This is a genomic window from Modicisalibacter tunisiensis (assembly GCF_020148005.1).
Taxonomy (GTDB): Bacteria; Pseudomonadota; Gammaproteobacteria; order Pseudomonadales; family Halomonadaceae; genus Modicisalibacter; species Modicisalibacter tunisiensis.
On the sequence record NZ_JAGXFD010000001.1, the window covers coordinates 636,150 to 656,191 of the forward strand.

Genomic DNA, 20,042 nt, shown 5'->3' on the forward strand with positions numbered 1-20,042 from the left:
ATCTCTCGGCAGGTTGTCCATCCGGAGCCTGGCCGTGGGAGCGACTTCAGTCGCGATGGGTCGACTACCGGGCTCCGCCGTCGGGGATGAGTCGCCTCCCCCCAGGTAACTCCGGCGGGTCGGCCAGCCTGGCCACCGTCGTGGTGGGAGCGACTTCAGTCGCGATGGGTCGGCTACCGGGCTCCGCCGTCGGGGATCAATCGCCTCCCCCAGGTAACTCCGGCGGGCCGGCCAGCCTGGATGCCTCTCCGGTTAGCCGGCCAAGCCCTTTCGTGAATAACCTGGCGGGGTTACACCGCTAGCTCCGCTTTCTCCCGGCCGATCCCGGCCCACACCCCGGAGGCGACGATGACTCGCGACCCGTCCCTGGAGGCCTTCTGCGCCTTCTACAACAAATTGGACAAAACCTGTACAAATCGACTCGCGGAGTTTTACACTGAGGACGTCAGCTTTCGCGATCCCTGGCATCGCATCGAGGGGCGGGAGGCACTGATCCGCTACTTCGACACGCTCTACGCGCGGGTCGGCGAGTGCCGCTTCACCTTCGCGGAACGGCTGCGCGACGGCGATCAGGCCTTCGTCCGCTGGACCCTGACGGTGACGCACCCGGCGCTGGCCGGCGGTGATCCCGTCACGGTGGACGGCTGTTCGTACCTGCGCTTCGAGGCCGAGCGGGTCCGCGAGCATCACGATTACTTCGATGCCGGCGCGCTGCTCTACGAACACGTGCCGCTGCTCGGCGGCGCGATCCGGTACCTGAAGCGCCGACTGGACTGATCGACGGCGCGAGGAGGGGGCATCATGCAGGGACTGTCCGGCCGGCGGCGCATCTGGCTCGTCGGCGCCAGCTCGGGGATCGGCGAGGCGCTCGCCCGCCGGCTCCTCGAGCAGGGCCACCGGGTGGCACTCAGCGCGCGCCGCCGCGACCCGCTCGAGCGCCTGGCCGAGCAGCACGCCGGCGCGCTGGTCCTGCCCTGCGACCTGACCGACGCGCAATCGGTGCACGAGGCCGCCGGCACGCTCGATGCGCGCTTCGGCGGCCTGGACGTCCTCCTGCACGTCGCCGGCACCTGCGAATACCTGGACGCCCACCGCTTCGACCCGGCGCTGGTGGAGCGGGTCTTCGCGGTCAATTTCCACGGTGCCGTGCGGGTGATCGACGCCGCGCTGCCGCTGCTGCGCCACGCCCGCGACCCGGACACCCCGCGGCCGCTGCTGGCCGCGGTGTCGAGCGCCGCCGCCTACCTGCCGCTGCCCCGGGCCGAGGCCTATGGCGCCTCCAAGGCCGCGCTCAGCCACTTCCTCGAGTCGCTGCGCATCGACCTGGCCGACGAGGGCATCGACATCAGCCTCGTGCACCCCGGCTTCGTCGCCACGCCGCTGACCGCGCGCAACGACTTCACCATGCCGATGCGCATCGACGCGGACACCGCCGCCCGGGCGATCCTCGACGGCCTGGAGCGCCGCCGCCTGGACATCCACGTCCCGCGCCGCTTCACCACCCTGGTGAAGCTGGCCGGCCTGCTGCCACCGGCGCTGCGGCTGCGCCTGGGGCGGCGGCTGATCCGTCGCCGCTCCCCCTCGGAGGCCGCATCATGAGTCACGCCCAGCACATCGCGGTGGTCGGCAGCGGCATCAGCGGCATGGCCGCCGCCCACTACCTGTCGGCCCGTCACCGGGTCACGCTGTTCGAGGCCGGCCCGCGCCTCGGCGGCCACACCGCCACCGTCGACGTCACCCTCGGCGGCCGAGACTACGCCGTGGATACCGGGTTCATCGTCTTCAACGACCGCACCTACCCGCACTTCAACCGGCTGCTGAGCCACCTCGGCGTGCCCGCCCAGCCCACCGAGATGAGCTTCTCGGTGCACGACGCCCGGCACGACTTCGAGTACAACGGGCATACCCTGGCCACGCTGTTCGCCCAGCGCCGCAACCTGCTGCGGCCGCGCTTCTACCGGATGCTCGCCGACATCCTGCGCTTCAACCGCGAGGCGACGCGCGATCTCGACGGCGGACGCCTGGACGCCTCGCTCACCCTCGGCGCCTACCTGGACCGCCACGGCTACGGCGCGGACTTCCGCGAGCGCTACCTGCTGCCCATGGGCGCGGCGATCTGGTCGGCCAGCATTGCCGAGCTCGACGCCTTCCCGCTGGCGTTCTTCGTGCGCTTCTTCCATCACCACGGTCTGCTGTCGATCGACGACCGGCCGCAGTGGTACACCATCCCCGGCGGCTCGCGGCGCTACATTCCCGCTCTGACGCGGCCCTACGCCGAGCGCATCGCGCTCGACTGCCCGGTGCGATCGATCCGCCGCGATGCCGAGGGCGTCACCCTGTCCACGGCCCGCGGCGAGGCCCGCTTCGACCAGGTGGTGCTGGCCTGCCATGCCGACCAGGCGCTGGCGCTGCTCGCCGACCCCAGCCCCGCCGAGCGCGAGATCCTCGGTGCCCTGCCCTATCAGGACAACGACGTGGTGCTGCACACCGACACCCGGCTGCTGCCGCGCCGGCGCCGCGCCTGGGCGAGCTGGAACTACCGCCTGGACGGGCGCGGCGACGACGCCCGGGTCGCGGTGACCTATAACATGAACATCCTTCAGGGGATCGAGGCGCCTCGCACCGTCTGCGTCACCCTCAACGACACCGCCAGCATCGACCCCGACCGCATCCTCGGCCGCTACCGCTACGCGCATCCGAGCTTCACGCTCGACGGCATCGCCGCCCAGGGTCGCCATGCCGAGATCTCCGATACCGCCCGGCGCACCCACTACTGCGGCGCCTACTGGCGCAACGGCTTTCACGAGGACGGCGTGTGGAGCGCCTGGCGGGTCGCCGCGGCCCTGGGCACGGCGCCGGAGGCCGCGGCCTCGCCGGCCGGCGCGCCCGCCATGGAGGCACCGGCATGAAGGCGCCCCCACGCAGCCGCCTCTATCGCGGCGAGCTGCGTCACCGCCGGGTCGTGCCGCGCGCACACGCCTTCACCTACCGGCTGTGGATGCTCTGGCTGGAGCTCGACGAGCTGCCCGCGCTGTTCGACGGCGTGCCCGGCTTCAGTGCGCGTCGTCCGGCCCTGGCGCGCTTTCGCCGCGAGGACTACCTCGGCCCCTCGCGACCGGCCGCTGGACGAGGCGGTGCGCGAGCGCCTGCGCCAGGAACTGGGCGACACGGTGGCGGCCCGTGCCGACGGCCGCATCGCCATGCTCACCCAGCTGCGCCTGTTCGGCATGGCCTTCAACCCGATCACCCTCTATTACGTCCACGACCGCGACGGCCGGCTGCGCGCCCTGCTCGGCGAGGTCACCAATACCCCCTGGGGCGAGCGCCGGGTCTACGCCTGCGAGGTCGATCCCGCCCGCCACAGCCATGCCGCCCACTTCACCAAGGCGCTGCACGTCTCGCCGTTCAACCCCATGGACATGACCTACCGCTGGCGCTTCAACGCCCCGGGCCGGTACCTGTATATGCACATGGAGGCCCACCGCGCGGGAGTCCGGCACTTCGACGCCACCCTGACTCTCGAGGGGCAGCCGGCGACCCGCGCCGCGCTGCTGGGCATCCTGGTCCGCCATCCGTTGATGAGCCTCAAGACCGTCGCCGCCATCCACTGGCAAGCCCTGCGCCTGTGGCTCAAGCGCACGCCCGTCCATGACCACCCCGGCGGCGGCCGCTGCGCCCGCAAGCCCCCCGACGCCGGCGCCGCCACCGAGGAGAGCCGACCGTGACCTCACTGCGCCCCCTTCCCCTGCGCCGCCCGGCCGCCCAGCGCGACGGCTGGCTGCTGCGCCATCTCAAGCCCCGCCTGCTGGACCGCCTGGATGCCCTCGAGGGCGGGCGACTGCTGCTGATCGACGGCGACACCCGCCACCGCCTGGGACGTGGCGGCGACCTGAACGTGACCGTGGTGCTGCACCGCCAGCGGGCCTGGCGACGGCTGGCGCTGGGCGGCACCGTGGGGGCCGCCGAGGCCTACATGGACGGCGACTGGGAAACCGACGACCTGGTCGCCCTGACGCGGCTGTTCGCCCGCAACATCGCCCACGTCAACGCCCGGGTCGAGACCGGCAGCGCGCGACTGGCGAAGCTCGCCCTGCGCGGGTTCCATGCCCTGCGCCGCAACACCCGGCGCGGCGCGCGGCGCAACATCCAGGCGCACTACGACCTCGGCAACGAGCTGTTCGCGCTGTTCCTCGACCGCGAGCACCGCATGTACTCCAGCGCGCTGTTCCCCACGGCCGACGCCGACCTGGAAACGGCCTCGACCCGCAAGCTCGACCACCTGCTCGACAAGCTCGACGTGCGCGCCGAGCATCACCTGCTGGAGATCGGCACCGGCTGGGGCGGGCTGGCGCTTCACGCCGCACGTACCCGCGGCTGCCGGGTGACCACCACCACCCTGTCCGACGAGCAGTACGCCGACGTCGCCGCGCGCATCGCCGCGGCCGGGCTCGAGGATCGCATCACGCTGCTCAGGCAGGACTATCGCGAACTGCAGGGGCGCTTCGACCGGCTGGTCTCGGTGGAGATGATCGAGGCCGTGGGCCATCAGTACCTGCCCGCCTACCTGGCGACGCTGGACCGGCTGCTCACCGACGACGGCCTGGCGGCGCTGCAGGCGATCACCATCCACGACCAGCGCTACACGGCGGCCCGACGCGAGGCGGACTTCATCAAGCGCTACATCTTCCCCGGCGGCTTCCTGCCCTCGCACACCGCGATTCTCGAGGCCATGACCCGCCACAGCACGCTGAACCTGATCGACCTGGAGGAGATCGGCCCCCACTACGCCCGCACCCTGGGCGAGTGGCGGCGGCGCTTCGAGGCCCGCCTCGACACCGTGCGCCGGCTGGGCTACGACGAGCGCTTCATTCGCCTGTGGCGCTATTACCTGAGCTACTGCGAGGGAGGCTTTCGCGAACGCACCATCGGTACCTGCCAGCTGCTGCTGGCCAAGCCCGGCGCCCGCCCGGCGCCGCGCACCGGCGCACCATGACGGGGCCCGGGGGAGACGGACGGGTCAGGCGGTCTGCAGGGCGCGCAGGTAGCGGGCCTCGACTTCCGCCGCGGGCTGGGGCCGGGCGAACAGGAAGCCCTGGGTATACAGGCAGCCCTCGGCGATCAGGAAGTCGCGCTGCGGCTCGGTCTCCACGCCCTCGGCGATCACCTCGAGCGACAGCCCCCGGGCCATGGCCAGCACCGCCGCGACGATCGCCGCATCGGCGACATCCTCGGGCAGCGCGCGGATGAAGGCGCGGTCGAGCTTGAGCTTGTCGACCGGCAGGCGCTTGAGGTAGGCCATCGACGAGTAGCCGGTGCCGAAGTCGTCGATGGCGATGGGATGGCCCTGGGCGCGCAGCGCCTCGAGTCGCGGCGAGACGTCGCCGGCCCGCTCGTCGAGCAGCACCGACTCGGTCAGTTCCAGCCCCAGCAGGGCGGCGGGCACGTGATGGCGCGTCAGCGCCGCCGCCAGTCGCGCCTCCAGGTCGCCCTGGATGAGCTGCAGCGCCGAGATGTTGACCCACACCGGCACCCGCGGCATGCCCACAGCCTGCCAGTTGGCCAGCTGCGCCACGGCGCGATCGATGACCCAGTTGCCCAGCGCGGCCATCAGGCCGTGACGCTCGGCCAGCGGGATGAAATCCCCCGGCGAGATCATGCCCTGCTGGGGATGGCGCCAGCGCAGCAGCGCCTCCATGCCCACCAGACCGCCGTCCTCGAGACGATGCTGGGTCTGGTAGTACAGCTCGAGCTGGTCGCCCTGGGCCAGCGCACGGCGCAGCTCGTTGACTAGTTCCAGCTGGCGGTCGCCCTCGACCTCCAGCGACGGCCGGAAGCGCCGGTTGTGATTGCGGCCATGGCGCTTGGCGGTATAGAGCGCCGACTCCAGGCGCTGGAACAGCACCCCCGAGTCACGGCCGTCGTCCGGGGCGCGACAGCTGCCGATGGTCAGCCCCAGGCGCAGCGCATTGCCGGCGATGTCGAACGGCTCGCACAGGTGATCGCGCAGGCTGGTCACCCACGCCTCGTGGTCGTCGAAGGTGGTGGTGCGGATGACCATGAACTCGTCGCCGCCCAGCCGGCCGACCACGCCGCCGGCGACGAACGCCGCCAGGCGCTGGCCGAAGCGCGCCAGCAGCCGGTCGCCATCGTCCACGCCCAGGGCATCGTTGATCGCCTTGAAGCCGTCGATGTCGATCAGCGCCAGGTCCAGCCCCTCGCCGGCGCGCAGGCGGTTGAGCCGCGAGGTCAGCAGGTCGTGCAGCCGGCGGCGGTTGGGCAGCCCGGTCAGCGGGTCCTCGAAGCCGATGCGGCGCAGGTCCTGCTCGCGGGCCTTGTGACGGGAAATGTCGGTGAACAGGCCCACATAGTGGCTGACCCGGCCCTTGGCATCATGGCAGGCCTGCATGCGCAGCCATTCGGGAAACTGGTCGCCGTGCTTGCGCTGGTTCCAGATCTCGCCCTCCCAGCGCCCGGTGGCCTGCAGGGTCTGCCAGTAGCGTTCATAGAAGGCCTTGTCGTGGCGCCCCGAGGAGAGCATCGAGGCGTCCATTCCCAGCACCTCCTCGCGGGTGTAGCCGGTGATCTCGGTGAACGCCGGGTTGATGCCGAGGATGCGGTTGTGGCGATCGGCGATGATCACCCCGTCGCCGGAGAGCTTGATGGCCTCCTCGCTGAGCCGGCGACGCTGATGTTCCCGATGGATCTGTCGCCAGCCGTCGATCAACGACACCGCGACGATGGCCAGCGCCGCCAGGCGCAACGACGCCAGCGGCAGCCAGCTCATGGCCGCCAGCGCCGCCAGCCCCATCCACGTTGTCGGCCGGTTAAGCGAAAAGGAGGGCCACATGTCGTCTCGTCATGATCGATTCACAGTCGCGCGCGAAAACCAGAGGCATCATGCCCCGCCCGGGAAGCCCGGCGCAAGCCGCCGTGCGTCCAAAGGCGCGTTGCGCCGTGGATTCGCGCCCACTAGCCTAGGGGGCCGGCGTGCATTCATTTCGCGCTGCCAGTAGACTAGGCGCGTCGCGCAGGGTGCGGGACACAACAATTCTGACTCTCGGAACGACTCAGTGACCAAGCAACACTCCTTTAGCTACGAAGAACTGCTGGCGTGCAGCCGCGGTGAACTCTTCGGTCCGGGCAACGCCCAGCTGCCGGCCCCCAACATGCTGATGCTCGATCGCATCGCCAACATCCAGGAGACCGGCGGCGAACACGGCAAGGGCGAGCTGATCGCCGAGCTGGATATCCATCCGGACCTGTGGTTCTTCGATTGCCACTTCCCCGGCGACCCGGTGATGCCCGGCTGCCTGGGACTGGACGCCATGTGGCAGCTGGTCGGCTTCTACCTGGGCTGGCTGGGCCACCCCGGCCGGGGACGCGCGCTGGGCTGCGGCGAGGTCAAGTTCTCGGGCCAGATCCTGCCGGACGCCGGCCAGGTCACCTATCGCATCAACATCAAGCGGGTGATCACCCGGCGGCTGATCCTGGGTATCGCTGACGGAACCGTGTCGGTCGACGGCCGCGACATCTATCAGGCCAACGACCTGCGTGTCGGTCTGTTCACCTCCACCGCGAATTTCTGATCAGGAGGCTTCCATGAGACGAGTGGTAGTCACCGGCCTGGGCATCGTTTCCTGCCTGGGCAATGACCAGCACCAGGTTCTGGACGCGCTCAAGGCAGGGCGCTCCGGCATTCGCTTCAAGGACGAGTACGCCGAACTGGGCTTTCGCAGCCAGGTGGCCGGCGTGGTCGACATCGATCTCGACGCCCTGGTCGACCGCAAGCAGCGCCGCTTCATGGGCGATGCGGCGGCCTATGCCTACGTGGCGATGGCCCAGGCGATCGAGGACGCCGGGCTCACCCCCGAGCAGGTGTCCAACGAGCGCACCGGGCTGATCGCCGGTTCCGGGGGCGCCTCCAGCGCCAACCAGGTCGAGGCGGCGGACATCCTGCGCCAGAAGGGCCTGCGCCGCGTCGGCCCCTACCGCGTCACCCGCACCATGGGCAGCACGGTCTCCGCCTGTCTGGCCACGCCGTTCAAGATCAAGGGCGTGAACTACTCGATCTCCTCGGCCTGCGCCACCTCGGCGCACTGCATCGGCAACGCCGTCGAGCAGATCCAGCTCGGCAAGCAGGATGTGGTCTTCGCCGGCGGCGGCGAGGAGGAGCACTGGACCCTGTCGTGCCTGTTCGACGCCATGGGCGCCCTGTCCACCGGCTACAACGACAGTCCCGAGAAGGCCTCGCGCCCCTACGACAAGGACCGCGACGGCTTCGTCATCGCCGGCGGCGGCGGCATGGTGGTGCTCGAGGACCTCGAGCACGCCAAGGCCCGCGGCGCGACGATCTACGCCGAGGTAGTCGGCTACGGCGCCACCTCCGACGGCTACGACATGGTCGCCCCCTCCGGCGAGGGCGCGGCGCGCTGCATGCGTCAGGCCATGGCCACCGTCGACGGCGGCATCGACTACATCAACACCCACGGCACCTCCACGCCGGTCGGCGACGTCGCCGAGCTCAAGGCGATCCGCGAGGTGTTCGGCGATCGCACGCCGGCGATGAGCTCCACCAAGTCGCTCACCGGCCACTCGCTGGGCGCCACCGGGGTCCAGGAAGCGATCTACTCGCTGCTGATGATGAAGAACGACTTCGTCGCCGCCTCGGCCAACATCGAGTCGCTCGACGACCAGGCCGACGGCTTCGACATCGTCACCCAGCGGCGCGACGGCGTGAACCTGGAGCGGGTGCTCTCCAACAGCTTCGGCTTCGGCGGCACCAACGCCTGCCTGGTGCTGCAGAAGTACCGCGACTGAGCGACTCTCGCCCCCGCTGAACCGAGACGCCCGGCCGATTGGCCGGGCGTCTTGCGTTTCACCGTAGAAGCGACTTCACTCTCGATGCTTCCCGTTGCGGGAGCGAGTTCAGTCGCGACGCTCGAGCCACTCGCGGCGACTGCTCACGCCGAGGCGGCATCCTTCCGGGTGGCCGTCGCCGGACGCGGCACCTCGGAGATCTCGGCCAGCCGCGCCTCGATCCAGCTCTCGACCTCGACGAGCACCTCCTCGGGGGTGCGCCCCTCGGTGGCGATCGGCTCGCCGACCACCACCGACAGCCGCCCCGGGTTCTTGACCCAGTGCCGCCCCGGCCAGCGCTCGCCGGCGTTGTGCGCCACCGGCAGCACCGGCACCCCGGCGCGACAGGCGATCACCGCGCCGCTCTTGTTGTAGCGCCGCCGCACACCGGGCTCGACCCGGGTGCCTTCGGGAAAGATCAGTACCGACAGCCCCTCGCCCAGCCGCCGCGTGCCCTGGGTGAGTACCTGCTTCATCGCCCGCGCCGGGCGGGAACGGTCCAGAGCGATGGGATGCAGCAGACGCAGCGCCCAGCCGAACAGCGGCAGGCGCAGCAGCTCCTGCTTGAGCACGGTGCACACCGGCGGCTTGAGCACCTGCAGGAACAGCGTCTCCCACTCGCACTGGTGATTGGCGAGGATCACCACCGGCCCGGCGGGCACGTTGTCGCGGCCGCGAATCTCGTAGCGCACGCCGCACACCCCGGCGAACCAGCCGACGATGAAGTGGTTGTAGAGATTGAGCAGGCGATAGCGCCCGGCCAGCGGCAGCAGCGGCGCCACCGGCAGGCACAGCAGCCCGAAGACCAGGATCGCCAGGAAGTAGCCGACATAGAAGATCGCGCTGCGCAGGGCGTTCATGACACCTCCTGGCTGTGGTAGGCCTGACACCAGGTATCCAGCATGCGGCCCAGCTCGAGACGCCAGGGTTTCTGGTGCACGCCGAAGGCATCCAGCACGCGCCGGCAGTTGAGCACCCGGCGCAGCGGCTGGTCGTGATGATGATTGAGCGCCTTGAGCTCGCCCAGTGTCACCGCACAACCCATCCCCTCGAGCCGCGTGGCCAGCTGGGTGCGCACCACCGAGGCGAAGGTGTAGATGCTCACCGGCTCGGTGCCGGCCAGGTGATAGGCGCCCCAGGCGTCCGCACCGCAGCCCAGCTGCTGGAGCATGCCGACCAGCGCCAGCGCCACCGAGTCCACCGAGGTCGGGCAGACGATCACGTCCTCGGCCGCGCGTACCGTCTCGCCGGCCATCAGCTGGTCGATCAGCTCGTTGAGCCAGGCCCCGCCGCCCTCGAGCGCGAACAGCGGCCCCAGTCGCACGATCAGGTGGCGCGGCAGGCCGGCGCGGATCCGGTTGCCGGTCTTGACCAGCCGCCGCAGGTTCTCGTCGCGGGGCTCGGGAATCATGTGCTCGTCGATCGGTGTCTCGCCGCCATCCTCGTAGAGCTGGTCCGACACGCACCACACCAGCGGCACGCCGGCCACCTGGCAGCTCTCCAGCGACGCCTCGACGGCCTCGGCATGGGCCATCACCGTCGACGGATCGGCGCTGCTGGGCTCCACCAGCGGCGGGATCACCACGGCGTCCGGCGCCAGCTGTGCCAGCCGGCGCGGCGACAGCGACACGCCCTCCTCGATCACCAGCTCGGTATCCCCGCGGCGGTTGGCCTCGCGCGCCAGCGCCAGACTCAGGCAATGGCCGGCATCCAGAATCAACAACTTCACGGCGCTTCCTTTTCTCGAATTGGCTCGGCGCCACCCGCCCGGCGGGCGCACCCCCAGCACCTGTCTCCTGCCCGGTACCCGGCAGCCGGCACCCGGTTGCCCGGCGCCCGGTTGCCCGGCGCCCGACATTTCCATCGGCGCCCCGATCCGTCAGGCTACGCCCTTCGACCCGACACCATCGAGGAATCGCCCATGTCCGACACCCCGCACTGCCTGTGGCCGGGCCGCGCCCGGCTCGGCGAAGGCCCGTTGTGGTCCCGCGAGCTGCGGCGCCTGCTGTTCGTCGACATCCTCGGCAGCCGGCTGATGAGCCACGACCCCGTCACCGGCGATACCCGGAGCTGGCCGCTCGACGAGGCCTGCTGCTGGCTCGCCCCGCATGCCGACGGCGGCTTCGTCGCCGGGCTGCGCACGCGCCTGGTGCGCCTGCACCTGGACGCCGACGGCCCGCGCCTCGGCGAGACGCTGGCCCGTCCCGTCGCCGACACCCCGGGGCACCGCCTCAACGACGGCAAGGCCGACCCCGCCGGGCGCCTGTGGTTCGGCATCATGGACGAACACGAACAGGCCGCCAGCGGCCGGCTGCTGCGTCTCGACGCCCGCGGCCTGCACCGCGTCGACGCGCCCTACACGGTGACCAACGGCCCGGCGATCGGCGCCGACGGCCGCACGCTCTACCACACCGACAGCCCGGCGCGCACGATCTACGCCTTCACCATCGACGCCGACGGCAACCTCGTCGACAAGCGCGTGTATCGGCGCTTCGCCGAGGCGGACGGCTACCCCGACGGCATGACCCTCGACGCCGAAGGCGGCCTATGGGTCGCCCACTGGGACGGCGGCCGGGTCAGCCGCTTCCTGCCCGACGGTCGCCGCGACCGGGAGATCGCCCTGCCCGCCTCGCGGGTCACCTGCTGCACCTTCGGCGGCGACGACCTGGGCACCCTGTATATTACCACTGCTGCCGTCGGCTGCGATGACCAGCCACAGGCCGGCGCCCTGTTCGCCGTGCGCCCGGGGGTCACGGGCCTGCCGGCCTGCGTGGTGACAGCGTAATCATGCCGTGTTGCGATGTCCCCGGCTCACAGGGGCTCCATCGCAGCGGACCGTGCCACGCCAGCCATACCCACGCCGACCCCGGTCAGATGCCAACAAAATGACATATCTTGCAGACAACGGCTGGTTTTCCAGGCTTTGCATGTAGGAGATCTCTGACAGTATGGGTTGAGCGGTTACACCCTCCATTTGTTTGAGTTAGCATCACCCGCAAGCTGTCCGCAGTTTACTTAACTAAACTTCATCGAAGCGCACCCATGCCTCAACCAGCCGATATCAACGACGCCATCGCGGTACGTACCGTGCTCAAGGCTCTCAAGCCGGGGCTCTACGTCATCCGTTACATCGCCGCACAGGGGGCGACCGAAGCCACGCCGCTGGGCGTCGGCCAGGCGCCGCTGTACCCCTCGGGCCAGTTGTCCATCACCACGCCCGACGGCGGTACAGAAGGAGCGCTGCAGCGCCCCGGCGACTACCTGGTTCTCAATGTCACCGGCGGCAACGTCGTGGTGGCCATCAGCAAGTACGCCCCCAAGCCGCTGCTCGACACGGCGGGCGTGCACTGGCGTATCGAGCCGTTGGCACGGGCCAGCCAGCAAGCCCCGGCCCCCCGCCTGGAAACCGCCGAGGCATTCTCTCTTACCGGCCACATCGAACGCCGCGGCGATGTCACCGTGGGCAATGGTGAATGGCTGGGCAATCCCGAAGGCCGGGCACGCCTGGAAGGCGTTCAGATCGACTGGCCGACACGCCCCGCCACGGTCGACATCAGCGGCTGGTGCCAGGTAGGGGAGCACCGGCTGAACGGCCAGGCCGGAGACTACCTGGGGACGCGTCGACGTGCCGCGCCGATTGCAAACATCGGCTTCCAGCTGCAAGGCGCCGAGACAGAGAACTACCGACTGACCGGTGAAGCCGCGTATTCCGATGGCACGCGATTGCCGCTCGACGGCACGCGACGGCCGGCGGCCGGGGCGCACCTGGTGGCCCTCAGGCTGCACCTTCAGCACCGGGTCCGCGAGGCGCACCGCGAACAGCCAGCGCCCCCGCAGCGTTCATCCTGGCTGGACCCCGAGGTCACGCACATCACCACGGATGACACCCAGGAGGCGTGAAACAGCGCCTTCATCGAAAGCGCGGAAGCTGACAGGTAAAACAGACGCTCGCGATGAACGATGCCCGATCCCGAGCGTTTCCCCCCAAGGCTCATCACCGAAACAATCGACAACGGGCCGCCAGGGGCTCGAGGCGCTGCCCAGGTCTCGACGACACGGCCCCGAGCCCGACGACAAGTATGGCGCATGCGTGCTGATCGCCGTGTGCGGCCGCGCAGGCAGCAACCACGCACGCGCGATACGGGCCGGCCCAGCGCCGGCATTTCAGTGTGAGCTCGCAAGGGCTCATGAAAAGGGAATCCACGAAAGGGGTTAAGCAATGGCCCAGCAGTATGCTTCTATTCAAGAGGCGACTGACAAGGTAGAAGCCGCTCATGGCTCAGAGCTGAAGGCAGCGATTGATACGCTGCTACAACCTGATAGCTCTGCCGAGCAGGTCGAAACTGTCGCCGATCTACAGAGCAGCAATGCCGACGCGCTGTTCATCAACCTGGGGGATGGCGAAGGGCGCGGCACGACCGACAGCCCGCTCAACTTCGACGACTCCGGTCGCGATTCAGGCCGCGCCTATGTCTTCGACGGAGCCCAAGGGTATGTCGCCCACTTCAACACCGTCGATCGCGTAATCGTCGGCTCCGACGGCGACGACCAGTTCACCGTCGACGGCGACCACAACACCACCATCGATGGCGGCCTGGGCGACGACACCCTGATCACCACCGGCGGTGACGACAGCGTCAGCGGCGGCGCGGGCAACGACACCATCGATGCCGGTGCCGGCAGCGACACCGTGCGTGGCGGCACCGGGGACGACTCCATCGATGGCGGCGCCGGCAGCGACACCATTCACGGCGGGGCCGGCAACGACTCCATCGCCGGTGGTGCCGGTGACGACAGCATCTACGGTGGCGGCGGCGACGACACCGTCGTCTTCGACGGCAACGCGGCAGACTACACGATCACCCAGAAGGGCGCGGTCGTGACCGTGGTCGACAACACCACCGGGGAAAGCGACTCGCTGGTCAACGCCGAGAACCTGCAGTTCGCCGACGAGAACCAGATCATCGAATACGATGACAACGTCTCTGCCCTGGCCACGCTGTATGACACCGCCCTCGAGCGCGATGCCGACCAGAGCGATGCGGACCTGGGCGGCATGCAGTACTGGACCGAACAGCTGCAGTCTGGCGCCCGGCTGGGCGACGTCGCCGCCAGCTTCGTTCTGTCCGACGAAGGCCAGGCCCTGTACGGCGATATCCCGCTCGACCCGAGCACGCCGACGCAAATCACCGACACGGTCAATGCCTTCTACCAGGCCTTCCTGGATCGCGACCCGGATGCCGAGGGCGCGCAGTACTGGTCGGATGAATTCGCGAAAGGGGCTTCCCTGAGCGATGTCGCCAACAGCTTCGTCGAGTCCGACGAGTTCAACAACAACCTGCAGCAGCAATCGCCTTCCGACTGGGACTTCCTGGTCTAAGCACGGCTACGCGTCTGGCGGGGGGAGTCTTCCCCCCGCCTTTGTCACCTTGCAGGCCCGCTTCCCGAGCCGTTGACGACGGTTCGGGAAGCGCGCCTTGTGTTGTTCCGATGGACCGTTTTCGTGGCAGATACCTTCAACCGTCTACATCGCGAGCTCCAGACCCGGCTGGCCGCGGGCGACAGCGACAGCGTCCTCGACGTCGCCCGCGGCTTGCTGGGCGACCCCCGCACGCGAGACGACGCCCTGCTCTGGATGGGCCTGCTGGCCGCACGTTCGCCTGCCGCCGAAACCGTCGATACCGGTCTGGCCGCACTGGCCTCGCTCGTCCTGAAGAACGAGGACGTCTCGGCCCTGCGGCTGCTCGAACGGCTGGCCACGATCCGCTCGCCACGCGCCGGGGATGCCCAGGCCTGGCGAGCCCTCGCCTCGGTAGCCGCCGCGGAGGCCTACCGCAGCGAGCCGACCCGTCCCGACCTGCTGGTTGCCCATGCCACGCACCTGGCCGACGCCGCATCGCCGGCGCCCCTGCGCCAACTGCTGGCCCGTCACGCCCCCCAGCTGAGCGCTCCCGACGAGCTGCGCCGGCTGGCGCCCCTCTTTCAACGGGCCTTCGGCTGGCCGTTCGGCGCGATCCGCCAGGCCGGGGAGCGCCTCCAGGGCTGGTGCCTGATCGCGCCCGACACCCCGACGCCGACACTGACCCTGCAGGCGGGACAGCGACGCATCGCCTTCAATGCCACCCGGAGGCATTCCTTGTCGCTCGACAGCAATGAGCGTGTCGACTGCCTGCGCTTCGAGCTGGCCCTGCAAGGGCAGGCCGAGTCGCTGGCGGTCAGCATCGCCGATGCCGAGGGCCAGCCTCGCCAGCTGGTCGGCGGCCCGCTGAGCCTGCAGGACACCCGGCCGCCGCACCGCCGCCCCGACGCCTCGCTGCCGGCTGAAGACGCTGAGCCTCAGCGTCGCGCGGTCACCGTGCTGATCCCCGTGTATCGAGGCCTCGAGGTGACGCGCCGCTGCCTGGACAGCGTGCTCGCCCACCGGGCGGCCAACCGGGCCTTCCAGCGTCTGGTGGTGATCGATGATGCCAGCCCGGAACCCGAGCTCGTCGCCCTGCTCGACGCCTACGCCACGCGCGGCGACATCGAACTGCACCGCCAGCCGCTCAACCGGGGGTTCATCGGCACCGTCAATCACGGCCTGGGCCTGCACACCGCCGACGACGTGGTGCTGCTCAACAGCGATACCCGCGTGCACGGCGACTGGCTCGACCGGCTGCAGCACACCGCCTATCGTCACGCGCGTACGGCCTCGGCCACGCCGCTTTCCAACAACGGCGAGCTGCTCAGCTACCTGGCCCCCTGCGATCCCGCGCCGGCCCCCGACGACGATGCCCTAGCCCGGCTCGACCGCGCCGCCAGTCAGGCGAACGGCAACGACGCAGCCCGCGACGCGCGCATCCCCACCGGCTGCGGCTTCTGCCTCTACCTGCGCCGGGATGCCCTCGACACCCTCGGCGGGCTCGACCCCACCCTGATTCGGGGCTACGGCGAAGAATCCGACTGGTGCTACCGCGCCGCCGTCCAGGGCTGGCACCATCGCGGCGCGCTCGATGTCCTCGTCGCCCACGAAGGCGGTGTCTCGTTCGGCGCCGAGAAGCGCCTGCGCGTCATGCAGAACCTCAGCGTCCTCGAGACGCGCTATCCGCAAGCCGAACGCGCCTTCACGGCCGCCTTGCAGCACGATCGCCTGCTCCCCGGCCGCCGGCGCCTGTGGCGCCACTGGCTGCGCACCCAGCCATTGTCAGCACTGCGCGATCTGGACGCCCCGGCCACCCTGCCGCTGTGGCCCAGCCTGGCCCATGCCGAGCGCGCCCTGGACGCCGCCGACACCCAGGGGCAGCGGGGCATCGTCCTGGCCCTGTCTCGCCGGCGCCAGCGGCTGACCCTCACCGGCAACGCGCCGCATCGCTGGCGACTCGACTACGCCTTGCCCGACGACAGCGCACTGCTCGGCGACGACCTTCACGCCCTGGGGATGACCGCCATCGACGCCCGGGACGACGGCGTGCCGAACTGGCTTGAGCGCTGGCTGCCGGGCTGGTGCCCGCCGCGGCCACGCTCGCAGGCCGAGCCCCCGGCCCTGGCCCCGGCCATCCCGGGCATCGCGGCGGAAGCCCCCCGCCTGCTTGCCGTTGCCGGCACGAGCGCCAGCCTCACCCGGCCGCGCTTCGTGAACTGGCTGCAGGCCCAGGCGCGCGAGCCCCGCGGTGCCCGCCTGCTGCCGCTGCGGCGCGCCGCCTGGCCGGCCTGCGCCTGGCGCAGCGGCCATCTATTCCCGCTGCCCCTGGCCGAGAGCCGCTACCGCGAACGGGTCGAGCTGCTGCGCGATCACCTGCCCCTGGCCGGCGTGGTGCTGCTCGACACCACGCCGCTGACCCTGGCCGACGCCCGCTGGCTGGACACCGCCGAGCGCTCCCTGCCCTGGTGGCTGCCCGACGACCTGGCCGACACGCTGCCCGCCGACGCCCTGGCGACCGCCGACGGCGGCCGGCGCCCGATTCACCGCCTCGCCCTGGCGTGCCACGCGACACCCTCGCGCCGCGGCCGCCACGCGATGCCCCTGGAGAGCCACCATGACGGCACCGTCTGACCGCCAGGGCCGGCTGACCGGCCTCTACGGCAACCTGCTCAAGGGCTGGGCCTGGGACGCCGCCAGCCCCGGGCGCCGCTGGGCCGTCGCCATTCACGGCGACGGCCGCCCGCTGGCCCTGGCCCAGGCCGAGGACTTCCACCCCGAGGCCCCCGGCGATGGCGCTCACGGCTTCAGCGTCGTGCTCAGCGATACCCAGCTCGACGCCTGCCGGCAGCTGACCCTGACGCTCGCCAATGCCGAACGGCCGCTCGACACGCTGACACTGCCCGCTGCCCCGCCGGCCAACCGCACCCCCGAACACTCGCGCGTGCACTGGCAACCCGGGCTGGTGCTGCGCGGCTGGCTGGTTGACACCCACGACCCACAGCGCCAGGCGAGCATCGAGGTCCACGAGCAGGGGCAGCGGATCGCCCGCACCACGCCGACCCGCTGGGACGCACTTCCCACGCCCGCCGGCGAGCCCCACGAGCGCGTGGAAGGGGGCTTCCAGATCCGCCTGCCGCTGTCGCTGGCCGACGGCCGGCGCCATGTGCTGACCGTGCGCGACGACCAGGGGCGCGAGCTGGCCGGCAGCCCGGTGGTGATTCAGGAATGGCCCGAAGGCCTGGCCCACTGGCAGGCGCACGCCGCGACCGAGAGCCAGCGCACGCTGCTGACCCGCCAGCTGGAGCGCTACGAGCAGTTGCTGCCGCGGGGTGTCGATCCGGCGGACTACCCGGCCTGGCTGGCGGCCTTCCCGGTCACGCCACCCGAGGCGCCCTCGCGTTCGGGGCCGGTCACGGTCGGCGTGATCCAGCTCGGCAGCGGCGCTCTGCACCTGCCCGACACGCCCGCGCTCGGCGTGCGCACCTGGGTCATCGATGCCCCCGACGATACGCACGCCTACCAGCAGGCCCTCAGCGATGCCTGCCGACGCTGCGACGCCATCGCCCAGCTCGAGCCCGGCGACCGCCTGGCCGAAGGCGCGCTCGCCCGGGCCTGGCAAGTGCTGCACGAGCAGCGCGCGGCGATCGTCTACAGCGACTTCGATGCCCCCGGGCGCCGGCCCGACGCCCCGCGCCAGCCGGGCTTTTTGCCCGCCTGGGACCCGGACCGCCACTGGTGCCAGGATTTCCTGAGCGCCGGGCTGTGCCTGATACACAGCGACGTGCTGCGCGACCACCCGCGCCCGCCGGCCACACCCGGTGAGCTCACCTACGCCGCCGTGGAACGCTGCGACGCCGAGGCGATCTGGCACCTGCCCGAGCCGCTGCGTCACCGCGCCCGTCCCTGGGCGGAAGACGGCCTTGCCGACGCCCCCTGCGCCGCCGAGCGCCTGGAGCGGCTGCAGGCCCGGCTGGCGCACCACGACCCGCTCGCCACCCTGGCCGCGCACCCTACCCATCACGGCCTGCGCCGCCTGACCCGCCGGCTCGACGACTGGCCGGCGGTGGCGCTGATCGTCCCCACCCGGGACGCCCTGGGGCTGCTCAAGCGCTGCCTCGACACCCTGCTGGCGCACACCGACTACCCGGGCCAGGTGCACGTGCTGATCGTCGACAACCAGTCGCAACGCCCCGAGACACGGGCCTACTTCGCCGAACAGGCCGCGGCAGGCACGCGCCCCTTGGGCCGCCGCGGCGGGCGCCTCACGGTCGAGGTGCTGGCCTACCCGCATGCCTTCAACTATGCCGCCATCAACAACGCCGCCGTGGCCCACCTGACCCGCACCCACGGCGAGGCCGCCGCCCCGGTGATCGGCCTGCTCAACAACGACATCGAGTGCCTGCACGACGACTGGCTGTGCCGCCTGGTGGCGCTGCTGATGCGCCCCGGCACCGGCGCGGTGGGCGCCAAGCTGCAATGGCCCAACGGCATGGTCCAGCACGGCGGCGTGATCGGCGGCGTGCACGGCCTGGCCGCCCACGTCGGCAACGCCTGGCAGCACGACGACACCGGCCATCTGGGCATGAACCACCTGACCCAGCGTTTCTCGGCCGTCACCGCCGCCTGCCTGCTGATGCGCCGTGCCGACTACCAGGCGATCGGCGGGCTGGATGCGCGCGACTTTCCTGTCGGCTTCAACGACGTGGACCTGTGCCTGAAACTGCGCGCCCGCGGCCAGGCCGTGGTCTGGACGCCGGAAGCCCGGCTGATTCATGCCGAATCCGCCACCCGCGGCAAGGACGAAAGCGCCGAGAAGGCCGCCCGCGCCCAGCGCGAGATGGCCAACCTGCGCCGCCGCTGGAGCCAGGCGTTGCTCAACGACCCGGCCTACAACCCCAACCTCTCGCTGGACACGGCCTCGGACCCGTTCACCAGCCTGGCCCTGCCCCCGCGAGAGCGCCGCGCCCGTAACGCCCGACTACCGCGTTAACTGCCAGCGGCAAACACCCCAAAACGCCTCACGGACGAGGCCACAACACCTGCGCGGCCGCGCCTAGGCGAGACCTTCAGCAAGGCCTTGCCCGGCGGTAGCGTGCCCGAAACCCGGCTGCGAGCGCCCCGCGCCGCCCAAGGAATCGCCATGACCATGACCGCCGCCGACCTGCAGGCCCTGCAGCCGGCCATGAACGACACCGCCCCCAGGACCTTTCTCAACGTCGGCTGCGGCAGTGCCGGCCCCGAACGCCTACCGGAATGCCTGCGCCAGCCCGGGTGGCGGCAGATTCGCCTGGACATCAACCCCGACGTCGAGCCCGACATCCTCGCCGACACCACGGACCTTTCCGCGGTGGAAAGCGAGAGCGTCGATGCCGTCTTCTCCTCGCACAACCTGGAACACCTGGACGACCACGCCGTGCCCACCGCCCTTGCGGAGATGCACCGGGTCATCCGCCCCGGCGGCTTTCTGCTGATCACCCTGCCGGACCTTCAGCAGGTTGCCCAGTGGGTCGCCCAGGGCAAGCTCACCGAGACGCTCTACGACTCCCCGGCCGGGCCCATCACGCCGCTGGACATCCTCTACGGCCATCGCGCTTCCGTGGCCAGGGGCAACCACTACATGGCGCACCGCACCGGCTTCGACACGCAGCGGCTCGGCCAGGTCCTGCGCGCGGCTGGCTTCGCCGAAGTGCGCGTGACCGCCGATGCGCACTACAACCTGTGGGGTTATGCGCGGAAATAAGCGCCAGGCAATCACGTCAACCAGCGCGCCGAAACAGACAGGACT

At 70.5% G+C, this 20,042-nt stretch carries 16 protein-coding genes and 1 pseudogene; 14 read left to right on the forward strand and 3 right to left on the reverse strand.

All coding sequences use genetic code 11. The features are described from left to right. The first annotated feature begins 348 nt into the window (after window positions 1–348). From KGQ91_RS02945 to KGQ91_RS02965, 6 genes and pseudogenes are all read left to right on the forward strand, one after another. On the forward strand, window positions 349–777 hold the full coding sequence (locus KGQ91_RS02945; protein ID WP_224420208.1) for a nuclear transport factor 2 family protein: 429 nt from the start codon (window positions 349–351) through the stop codon (window positions 775–777). A 24-nt stretch (window positions 778–801) separates the two neighbouring features. Continuing rightward, the gene (locus tag KGQ91_RS02950; protein WP_224420209.1) at window positions 802–1,599 is read left to right on the forward strand and encodes an SDR family NAD(P)-dependent oxidoreductase; all 798 of its coding nucleotides are present in this window, start codon (window positions 802–804) and stop codon (window positions 1,597–1,599) included. Beyond that, window positions 1,596–2,909 (forward strand): NAD(P)/FAD-dependent oxidoreductase, encoded by a 1,314-nt coding sequence (locus KGQ91_RS02955; protein WP_224420210.1) that lies wholly within the window; start codon window positions 1,596–1,598, stop codon window positions 2,907–2,909. The genes KGQ91_RS02950 and KGQ91_RS02955 overlap by 4 nt, the downstream gene beginning before the upstream one ends. Then, a pseudogene (locus tag KGQ91_RS16780) lies at window positions 2,906–3,046 on the forward strand (DUF1365 family protein); the annotation flags it as partial. The gene KGQ91_RS02955 and the pseudogene KGQ91_RS16780, both read left to right, overlap by 4 nt. An 88-nt stretch (window positions 3,047–3,134) precedes the next feature. Then, the gene (locus tag KGQ91_RS02960; protein WP_318010234.1) at window positions 3,135–3,725 is read left to right on the forward strand and encodes a DUF1365 domain-containing protein; all 591 of its coding nucleotides are present in this window, start codon (window positions 3,135–3,137) and stop codon (window positions 3,723–3,725) included. Further along, complete coding sequence (locus tag KGQ91_RS02965) at window positions 3,722–4,993, forward strand: class I SAM-dependent methyltransferase (RefSeq protein ID WP_224420211.1); 1,272 nt, start codon at window positions 3,722–3,724, stop codon at window positions 4,991–4,993. Before KGQ91_RS02960 ends, KGQ91_RS02965 begins: the two co-directional genes overlap by 4 nt. Window positions 4,994–5,017: 24 nt before the next feature. Here KGQ91_RS02965 and KGQ91_RS02970 read toward each other — a convergent pair whose 3' ends face one another. Beyond that, window positions 5,018–6,847: a putative bifunctional diguanylate cyclase/phosphodiesterase gene (locus tag KGQ91_RS02970; protein WP_224420212.1), complete on the reverse strand. Its 1,830-nt coding sequence runs from the start codon at window positions 6,845–6,847 to the stop codon at window positions 5,018–5,020. A gap of 223 nt (window positions 6,848–7,070) precedes the next feature. Between KGQ91_RS02970 and fabA the strand changes: the two genes are divergently transcribed. Beyond that, window positions 7,071–7,586 (forward strand): 3-hydroxyacyl-[acyl-carrier-protein] dehydratase FabA, encoded by a 516-nt coding sequence (fabA, locus tag KGQ91_RS02975; protein WP_224420213.1) that lies wholly within the window; start codon window positions 7,071–7,073, stop codon window positions 7,584–7,586. A gap of 13 nt (window positions 7,587–7,599) precedes the next feature. After that, complete coding sequence (fabB, locus tag KGQ91_RS02980) at window positions 7,600–8,817, forward strand: beta-ketoacyl-ACP synthase I (protein ID WP_224420214.1); 1,218 nt, start codon at window positions 7,600–7,602, stop codon at window positions 8,815–8,817. A gap of 143 nt (window positions 8,818–8,960) precedes the next feature. Here fabB and KGQ91_RS02985 read toward each other — a convergent pair whose 3' ends face one another. After that, window positions 8,961–9,716, reverse strand: coding sequence for a lysophospholipid acyltransferase family protein (locus KGQ91_RS02985; protein ID WP_224420215.1), 756 nt, complete (start codon window positions 9,714–9,716; stop codon window positions 8,961–8,963). Further along, window positions 9,713–10,585 carry a sugar nucleotide-binding protein gene (locus KGQ91_RS02990; RefSeq protein ID WP_224420216.1) on the reverse strand — a complete coding sequence of 291 codons (873 nt, stop codon included), beginning with the start codon at window positions 10,583–10,585 and terminating at the stop codon, window positions 9,713–9,715. The genes KGQ91_RS02985 and KGQ91_RS02990 overlap by 4 nt, the downstream gene beginning before the upstream one ends. A 192-nt stretch (window positions 10,586–10,777) precedes the next feature. On the opposite strand from KGQ91_RS02990, the gene KGQ91_RS02995 reads away from it, so the two are divergent. The 6 genes from KGQ91_RS02995 (at window position 10,778) to KGQ91_RS03020 (ending at window position 19,997) form a co-directional block, all read left to right on the forward strand. Next, window positions 10,778–11,641: an SMP-30/gluconolactonase/LRE family protein gene (locus KGQ91_RS02995; RefSeq protein ID WP_224420217.1), complete on the forward strand. Its 864-nt coding sequence runs from the start codon at window positions 10,778–10,780 to the stop codon at window positions 11,639–11,641. A 257-nt stretch (window positions 11,642–11,898) separates the two neighbouring features. After that, window positions 11,899–12,756: a hypothetical protein gene (locus KGQ91_RS03000; protein WP_224420218.1), complete on the forward strand. Its 858-nt coding sequence runs from the start codon at window positions 11,899–11,901 to the stop codon at window positions 12,754–12,756. Window positions 12,757–13,075: 319 nt separating this feature from the next. Continuing rightward, window positions 13,076–14,236, forward strand: coding sequence for a DUF4214 domain-containing protein (locus KGQ91_RS03005; RefSeq protein WP_163650639.1), 1,161 nt, complete (start codon window positions 13,076–13,078; stop codon window positions 14,234–14,236). Window positions 14,237–14,359: 123 nt separating this feature from the next. Next, window positions 14,360–16,888: a glycosyltransferase gene (locus KGQ91_RS03010; RefSeq protein ID WP_224420219.1), complete on the forward strand. Its 2,529-nt coding sequence runs from the start codon at window positions 14,360–14,362 to the stop codon at window positions 16,886–16,888. Next, window positions 16,872–19,247: a glycosyltransferase family 2 protein gene (locus KGQ91_RS03015; RefSeq protein WP_263478935.1), complete on the forward strand. Its 2,376-nt coding sequence runs from the start codon at window positions 16,872–16,874 to the stop codon at window positions 19,245–19,247. Before KGQ91_RS03010 ends, KGQ91_RS03015 begins: the two co-directional genes overlap by 17 nt. A 150-nt stretch (window positions 19,248–19,397) precedes the next feature. Next, window positions 19,398–19,997, forward strand: coding sequence for a class I SAM-dependent methyltransferase (locus KGQ91_RS03020; RefSeq protein ID WP_224420220.1), 600 nt, complete (start codon window positions 19,398–19,400; stop codon window positions 19,995–19,997). Window positions 19,998–20,042 lie beyond the last annotated feature (45 nt).